The sequence below is a fragment of the Methanothermobacter sp. genome, from assembly GCF_049720995.1.
In the GTDB taxonomy this organism is placed as follows: domain Archaea; phylum Methanobacteriota; class Methanobacteria; order Methanobacteriales; family Methanothermobacteraceae; genus Methanothermobacter.
The window spans coordinates 149,247-155,700 of record NZ_JBNASF010000001.1 but is presented as its reverse complement, the minus strand read 5'-3'; the positions used below and the strand labels follow the sequence as shown (position 1 = coordinate 155,700).

Below are 6,454 nucleotides of genomic sequence, written 5' to 3'. Positions count from 1 at the left end.
AAATCAAACAGAAATAGGATGTAAAAAAACAGAGATTTATATCCCCCCTAAAAACCCTTAAATCAAACAGAAATAGGATGTAAAAAAACAGAGATTTATTCCCTTATGGATTCAAGTTCACTGAGTATTTCCCATACCAGTGTCCTTGCATGTATCGGGATGTTGGGGTCGTTGCTTATCTCGTCCAGAATCGATATGACTGTGCTGGCCCTTACCGTGCTGTCCTCATCAGGGTTGTTGAGTATCTCCTTTGATTCCTCGGCAGCCCTTCTAATGTTCCTTGGAACACTGTTATCTTCCATAATGTGCTTTAAAATTTCAGAAACGCGATCAAATGTTTCGTTACTCATGGTGGGTCCTCCTGCTGAATTCCTGAAGAATGCAGAATAATGTTTATATTCAATGTGGTTTATATCATTTCGGTTAAAAAGTTTTTGGTGTCCCTGAAACTCCCACCGCAACAGCAACTCCTGATGATGTTGTTTTTCTTATAACGAGTTTTGATCCGGATCCTGCGCTTTTAAGAGCCGCGGCTTCACATACACTTCCAACGCCAAATTTTTCGTTGACAAAATCTGAAAATGAGTGTGTATCCTGTGATCTGAGCTCATGGAGAGGTATGATTTCCAGGGGGACTCCCATATTCTCTGCTGCATCAATTATTCCCCTCTCATTTCTTTTCATATGACCTGTTGCCAGTGCATCGATCCTCTCTGGAGGTAGCTTTAAGATTCCAAGTGCTTCCATGATGGCACCGGTTATTCTGGCGGACTCAACCCCCCTCCTTGTCCCTATACCCACTGAAACCTTGAGGGGAGCAAGTCTCATGACCTCAGAGTTGCAGTGGGCCCTTACAATCTCATTTCCATCCTTTATGTGCCTGTAGGTTCTGGATAGTTCACCATCAATGAGGGGCTCCAGGTTCCTTGAGGAGTGCAGTTCCACAGTGTGCCCCTTCACAATTGATGAGTTGAAGTGCCTCACAAGGTGTCTGTCAAGTATCAGGTAGAAGTATCTTGATGCAAAGCTGTCAATTCCCACAAGACCATTAACATCAGTTGCTGTTGTTATAACAGGGTTTGCATTGAGTATGTCTGCAATTTTGACTGCGAAATCGTTTGCACCCCCTGCATGACCAGAAAGGAGACTTATGACATTCTGCCCCATTTCATCAACAACAATAACTCCCGGGTCAGAGAATTTGTTTTTAAGGAGCGGAGCGATCTTTCTCACCATTATACCTGCTGCCATTATACCGATGATCATGTCGCTTCTGAAAAACACCTCCCTGAAATCTATATCCCTGTGGATGATTTCAACCGATAGAACTGTGGGATCATCCTTAAGACATGTCTTCAGGGCCTCACCAAGTTTCCTGCCATTTTCTGTGAGTGTCAGTATACTCAGTCTCATGGTATCACCATCATTAATCCTGTTGCAGACACGATAAACAGGACAAGGGAGATAGAACTCAGTTTAAGGGCATCTTTAAGCTTTTCAGCTGAAATTGAATCTCTGGGGTCCCCAAGAACATATACTCCAGGTTTTTCCAGCTGAACGGATAGAGCTCCAGCCGCAGCAGCCATCGTGAATCCTGAGTTGGGACTGGGGGTGCGTCTGGCGTCCCTGAGGAGTACCCTCAGTGAATTCCTCCAGTTGAGGGACAGGAGAAAGGCTGCAAGAACAATCATAAACCCTGTAACTCTGGATGGTATGTAGTTCAGTATGTCATCAAGTCTGGCAGGGAACCATCCCAGGTCCCTGTTTTCGTCATCAAGATATCCAACCATTGCGTCAAGTGTATTAACGGCTCTGTAGAGGAATGCTCCGGGAAGCCCCAGCAAAATGAAATAAAAAATTGGTGCTGTGACCGAGTCTGTGAGGTTTTCTGTGAGTGTTTCAATGGTTGCTGAGAGTATCTGTTCATCTGTGAGGTATGCTGTGTCTCTGCTCACAAGATAGGAAAGTTTCTCCCTTGCCTCCTCAATGCTGTCATCCAGTGATTTTCCAACATCCATTGCAGATTTGAAGAGCATTCTTATGGATATTACCGCTGAAAGGAGCACTCCAGCTATCAGCGTGTATAGAGGGTCATCCAGGTATCCTATGAGCATGGCTGGTGCTGTGAATACTGATACAACCATCAATGTCATTATCATTCCTGATAGACGCGTTTTACTGATTATCCCCTTCATCCAGGCTGTGAGGGAGCCCATATATACGACGGGGTGAAGCGCCAGAGGGGGTTCTCCCATTATGATGTCAATTGAAATTGCAAGTAAAAGGACAGGGATGTCATTCATGTTTTCCCTTTTTGTTCCGATTCATATATACCAGTGACATGTAATAATTTCACCATGTTATATATTCATGGATGGATATAATTAGTTGTGTGATACCATGCCAGAGAAGAAGATAAGAAAATGGCTTGAGGAGGAGGGTTTTCTGAGGATGGAGGTCCCTGACGAAAACGCCTCTTTTCATTATGTGATAAACTATCCAGAGGATCATGTCATGGATATAATCCAGCCTGCTGGAAAGAACGACATGATCCTCATAGCCTGTGCAACCAGTGTTAGTCCTGAGCACCAGTCAGGGATACGTGCACTCAGCATGGAGAAAAGGACCGAGTTCATATGGAAGGTTCGTTTTACACTGAACAGATTTGGAGTTGATTTCCAGCTTGATCATCCAGAAAACGTTCTGAACAGTTATCTTGTAACCTCTGAGATATTCTCCGATGGCCTCTCAAAGGACAGATTGATTTCAAGTATAAAAAATGTTTTCAGGGCTAAGCTTCAGGTGATGTGGATGATACAGGAACGTTTCGGTGAGGAAAAACCTGAGCAGGACAGCATGTATGTGTGAGGTTCATTTCCACTGTAACATGTTAGGAACTGTCTCTGACAATCTGACAGAGGTGGATTTCAACTGTAAATTTACTTCTGTCTCCTGAATCTGACCTGAGGGTGGTCCATTTCAAGTGTAAATCTTTCCTGACATATAGAAGGGCATGGGTGAGAGATGGATTTCAAGTGTAAGCTGCGTGCGTACTGTAGGGCCAAGTGAGAGAGAGGTGAATTTCAAGTGAAATCTTTATTATCATATTAACTTTTAAAATTAAAATGTGACATTCATTTCAATTGTAAGATGGTGAAGTGCACTGACCAGAACAATTTAAGGAATTCCAGTGCATGCACTAAGTCAGACCCACCCAAGTAGCAGCACCTGAATCCTGTATTTACACTTGAAATGTATGTCTCTCTCCTGACATAACACCATTCCTGTAACCGTTACACTTGAAATGTATGTCTCTCATTCATGATGGGGAACACGGAAAACTGTTACACTTGAAATGTATGTCTCTCCTCTGTCTCCAGGCAGAGCCAGAGAGAAATTTTACACTTGAAATGTATGTCTCCCTGGCCTTATTATGAAAAACCCCTTAGGTTAATAAAAACTTTTATCTAAGAGTTAGAATAAGAAAATTTACACTTGAAACTTATCACCCCGTCTACAGGGTGGTCTTAAAGGGCACTGCCAGTATCAAGAGGGAAACCTCAAAAACCTGAAATGATTATCATTCCAGTTTTGAGGCCTTCAAAATAAATTAAAGCAGCAGTTTTCTCTAAAACTTTATTTGAAGTGGTACTATGAACATTTTTGATGAGATAGGGGACAAAGAATCTGTTTTTAAGGATAAAAAATATCTTGACCACAGGTTTCTACCTGACAGGCTGCCTCACAGGGAGGAACAGATACGTTCAATAGCCAAGTACTGGGTTGAAGCACTGAATGGAGTCACACCGCCAGACATAACAATATACGGAAAAACAGGGACAGGGAAAACTGCAGTTGCCAAATTTGCCATGAAACAGCTTAAAGAGGCTTCAAGGGACTGTGATGTTAACATAAGGACAGAGTACATACGCTGCACAGATTACACAACAGAGTACCAGGTAATAGCACGGCTCTGCCAGCAGCTTGGTCGCGATGTCCCCTACCGTGGCTGGACAAAGGCAGAGATAGTCAACACATTCAGAAACATGTTCAAGAAAAATGCCTTCGGCCAGGACATGATACTCCTTGTTGTCCTTGACGAGATAGACATACTTCTCAGGAATGATGGTGACGGTCTACTCTACACCCTCACAAGGACAGACAACGTCTCCATACTATCCATAAGCAACTATGTTGAGTTCAAAAAGTTCATAAAACCACGTGTAAGAAGCAGTTTGAGGGACAGGGAAATAGTCTTCCCGCCCTACGGTGCCCAGCAGCTTGTTGATATACTTGAGGAGAGGTCAAGGTTATCCTTCAAGGAAGGAGTCCTTGATGACGATGTCATACCCCTCTGCGCAGCCCTTGCAGCAAAGGAGGAGGGCGACGCAAGGTATGCCCTTGACCTTCTCAGGACAGCAGGTGAAATTGCAGATGAAAGGGATTCAGACATGGTTAAGGGAGAATTTGTGAGGGAAGCCAAGGATTACATAGAGCACAACAAGATCACAGACATAATACTTACACTGCCCAGCCAGCAGCAGAGGGTCCTTGAGGCGATACTCTACCTCACAAAGAGAAAGGAGGAGATAACCTCAGGAAGGCTATATGAGGTTTACAAGGAAATATCAAAGGGCGATTCAGTTTCATACAGAAGAATATTCGATTTCATAAATGAACTCGAAATGCTTGGGCTCATATCAACCAACACGGTCTCCAGGGGAAGGGGAAAGGGACGCACAAATATCATAGACCTCCAGTGTGAAACCTCACTCCTGGAAGACTCACTCTGGGGAGTCTGATCTTTTCATTATCAGCATCTTGAGAAGAGCCATTCTCACAGGCACACCATAGAACGCCTGCCTGAAATACATCGCCTGTGGAAGCGAATCAACCTCAGGGGATATCTCATCTATCCTTGGAAGGGGATGCATGACAATCAGGTCCCTTCCTGCAACCATGTCCCTGTCTATATGATAGGCCCCTTTGATCCTTGAATACTCCTCAGGGTCAGGGAAACGCTCCTTCTGTATTCTTGTAACATAGAGGACGTCCACATCATCTATAACATCATCCAGCCTCTCTGTCTCTGTAACCTCGACACCACCACCTTCAAGGTCATGTACAACACTGTCAGGCATTTTGAGCTCAGGAGGCGATACAAAACTCATTCTCACTCCAAAAACAGCAAGTGCATAGGCCAGTGAGTGCACGGTCCGGCCATACTTCAGATCTCCCACAAGTGCAACATTGAGGGAGTCTATTTCACCGAAAAACCTCTTCATGGTGTAGAGGTCAAGGAGGGTCTGGGTGGGGTGCTGACCGGCCCCATCACCTGCATTGATAACCGGAACATCCACAATGTCTGAGATGTAACGGGCAGCCCCCTCAAGACTGTGCCTTATCACAATTGCATCTGAGTAGCCAGCAAGCATCATGGCGGTATCGGTCAGACTTTCTCCCTTGACAGCCGAGGTTGCATCTGCACCTGCGAATCCAACCACGCTACCACCCAGCCTCTTCATTGCAGTTTCAAATGAAAGGCGTGTTCTTGTTGATGGCTCATAGAACATCATCCCAAGTATCTTTCCTGCGAGAACGCTGGATGACTTTTCTCCAGATGCAAAAAGCTCCATCTTCTCTGCTTCACTCAGAATGAACTCTATATCATCCTTTCCAAAGTCCTTTATTGAGATAACATTTTCAAACATCAAATCCCTCTAGACCTTTCTCATGAATGTTAGGTATCCTGTGTGTCCAACCATTCTTGTCCTGGGGCGTGTCCCCTGACTCCTGACCTCAATTTCACGCTCAATTATCTCTGATGTCCTCATATCTGCAAATCCCAGCTTTGAACCGACCCTGTGCAGAATTTTAACCTGTTCAATGTATGGGTTGTAGAAAACCGCCCACCCGCCTCTCAGGAGGGATTCTTTAAGATCTTCCATAAGCTCCCAGGGCCCGGGAAGATCCAGGAAGACCAGGTCCAGGTCATCCTCCTCTATGCCCTCCTTTATGTCCCTGTTTTTGACCTCAATATTTTTAAATCCGAATTCCCTGATGTTCCTTTCTGCAACCTCCGCAAAGTCCTCCCGTATCTCATAGGTTGTAACATGCCCTGATTCACCCACCACATTTGCAAGGTACATTGCAACTGTACCTGCCCCGGTACCAGCATCAACAACCCTTGAACCGTTCACTATCCCTGTGTATGCACAGATCATCCCGATGTCCTTGGGAAGGAGTATGGAGCACCTCCTCTCCATGAGTTCAAGGTAATCTGAGAGGCTGGGTTTAAGGACATAAACCTCCCGTCCAAGGTGGGTTCTTAGCACATCCCCTGGTCTGGCCTCCTCTATCATGGGGGATTGTATGATTCCCATGTCAGTCTGAAAGTCTTCCCCTGCCTTCACGAGGTACTTTTTACCCCTTTCATCCATGAGTATACGCAATT

Annotated in this window: 7 protein-coding genes; 2 read left to right on the top strand and 5 right to left on the bottom strand. The window is 44.8% G+C overall.

The genetic code is table 11. The features are described 5' to 3' along the window. Nucleotides 1-95: 95 nt before the first annotated feature. From ACPLJI_RS00760 to ACPLJI_RS00750, 3 genes are all read right to left on the bottom strand, one after another. Nucleotides 96-350 (bottom strand): UPF0147 family protein, encoded by a 255-nt coding sequence (locus ACPLJI_RS00760; RefSeq protein ID WP_013296572.1) that lies wholly within the window; start codon nucleotides 348-350, stop codon nucleotides 96-98. A 73-nt stretch (nucleotides 351-423) separates the two neighbouring features. Then, nucleotides 424-1,413 (bottom strand): cobalt-precorrin 5A hydrolase, encoded by a 990-nt coding sequence (locus ACPLJI_RS00755; protein ID WP_424730771.1) that lies wholly within the window; start codon nucleotides 1,411-1,413, stop codon nucleotides 424-426. After that, nucleotides 1,410-2,303, bottom strand: coding sequence for a cobalamin biosynthesis protein (locus ACPLJI_RS00750; protein ID WP_424730770.1), 894 nt, complete (start codon nucleotides 2,301-2,303; stop codon nucleotides 1,410-1,412). The genes ACPLJI_RS00755 and ACPLJI_RS00750 overlap by 4 nt, the downstream gene beginning before the upstream one ends. Nucleotides 2,304-2,400: 97 nt before the next feature. On the opposite strand from ACPLJI_RS00750, the gene ACPLJI_RS00745 reads away from it, so the two are divergent. Next, entirely contained in the window at nucleotides 2,401-2,868 is a 468-nt protein-coding gene (locus ACPLJI_RS00745; RefSeq protein WP_424730769.1) for a DUF2299 domain-containing protein, read from the top strand. 785 nt (nucleotides 2,869-3,653) lie between these two features. Next, on the top strand, nucleotides 3,654-4,802 hold the full coding sequence (gene cdc6-1, locus ACPLJI_RS00740) for an ORC1-type DNA replication protein Cdc6-1 (protein WP_424730768.1): 1,149 nt from the start codon (nucleotides 3,654-3,656) through the stop codon (nucleotides 4,800-4,802). On the opposite strand, the gene pyrB is transcribed toward cdc6-1, so the two are convergent. Together pyrB and ACPLJI_RS00730 are read right to left on the bottom strand one after the other, a co-directional pair. After that, on the bottom strand, nucleotides 4,785-5,711 hold the full coding sequence (pyrB, locus tag ACPLJI_RS00735; RefSeq protein WP_424730767.1) for an aspartate carbamoyltransferase: 927 nt from the start codon (nucleotides 5,709-5,711) through the stop codon (nucleotides 4,785-4,787). The two genes, cdc6-1 and pyrB, sit on opposite strands and share 18 nt — an antisense overlap. Before the next feature lie 9 nt (nucleotides 5,712-5,720). Further along, nucleotides 5,721-6,452: a tRNA (adenine-N1)-methyltransferase gene (locus ACPLJI_RS00730; protein WP_424730766.1), complete on the bottom strand. Its 732-nt coding sequence runs from the start codon at nucleotides 6,450-6,452 to the stop codon at nucleotides 5,721-5,723. Nucleotides 6,453-6,454 lie beyond the last annotated feature (2 nt).

What these genes read in the sequence shown, in the direction of transcription:
- ACPLJI_RS00760 (WP_013296572.1), bottom strand. Translation starts at nt 350, where the DNA reads ATGAGTAACGAAACATTTGATCGCGTTTCTGAAATTTTAAAGCACATT.
- ACPLJI_RS00755 (WP_424730771.1), bottom strand. Translation starts at nt 1,413, where the DNA reads ATGAGACTGAGTATACTGACACTCACAGAAAATGGCAGGAAACTTGGT.
- ACPLJI_RS00750 (WP_424730770.1), bottom strand. Translation starts at nt 2,303, where the DNA reads ATGAATGACATCCCTGTCCTTTTACTTGCAATTTCAATTGACATCATA.
- ACPLJI_RS00745 (WP_424730769.1), top strand. Translation starts at nt 2,401, where the DNA reads ATGCCAGAGAAGAAGATAAGAAAATGGCTTGAGGAGGAGGGTTTTCTG.
- cdc6-1 (WP_424730768.1), top strand. Translation starts at nt 3,654, where the DNA reads ATGAACATTTTTGATGAGATAGGGGACAAAGAATCTGTTTTTAAGGAT.
- pyrB (WP_424730767.1), bottom strand. Translation starts at nt 5,711, where the DNA reads ATGTTTGAAAATGTTATCTCAATAAAGGACTTTGGAAAGGATGATATA.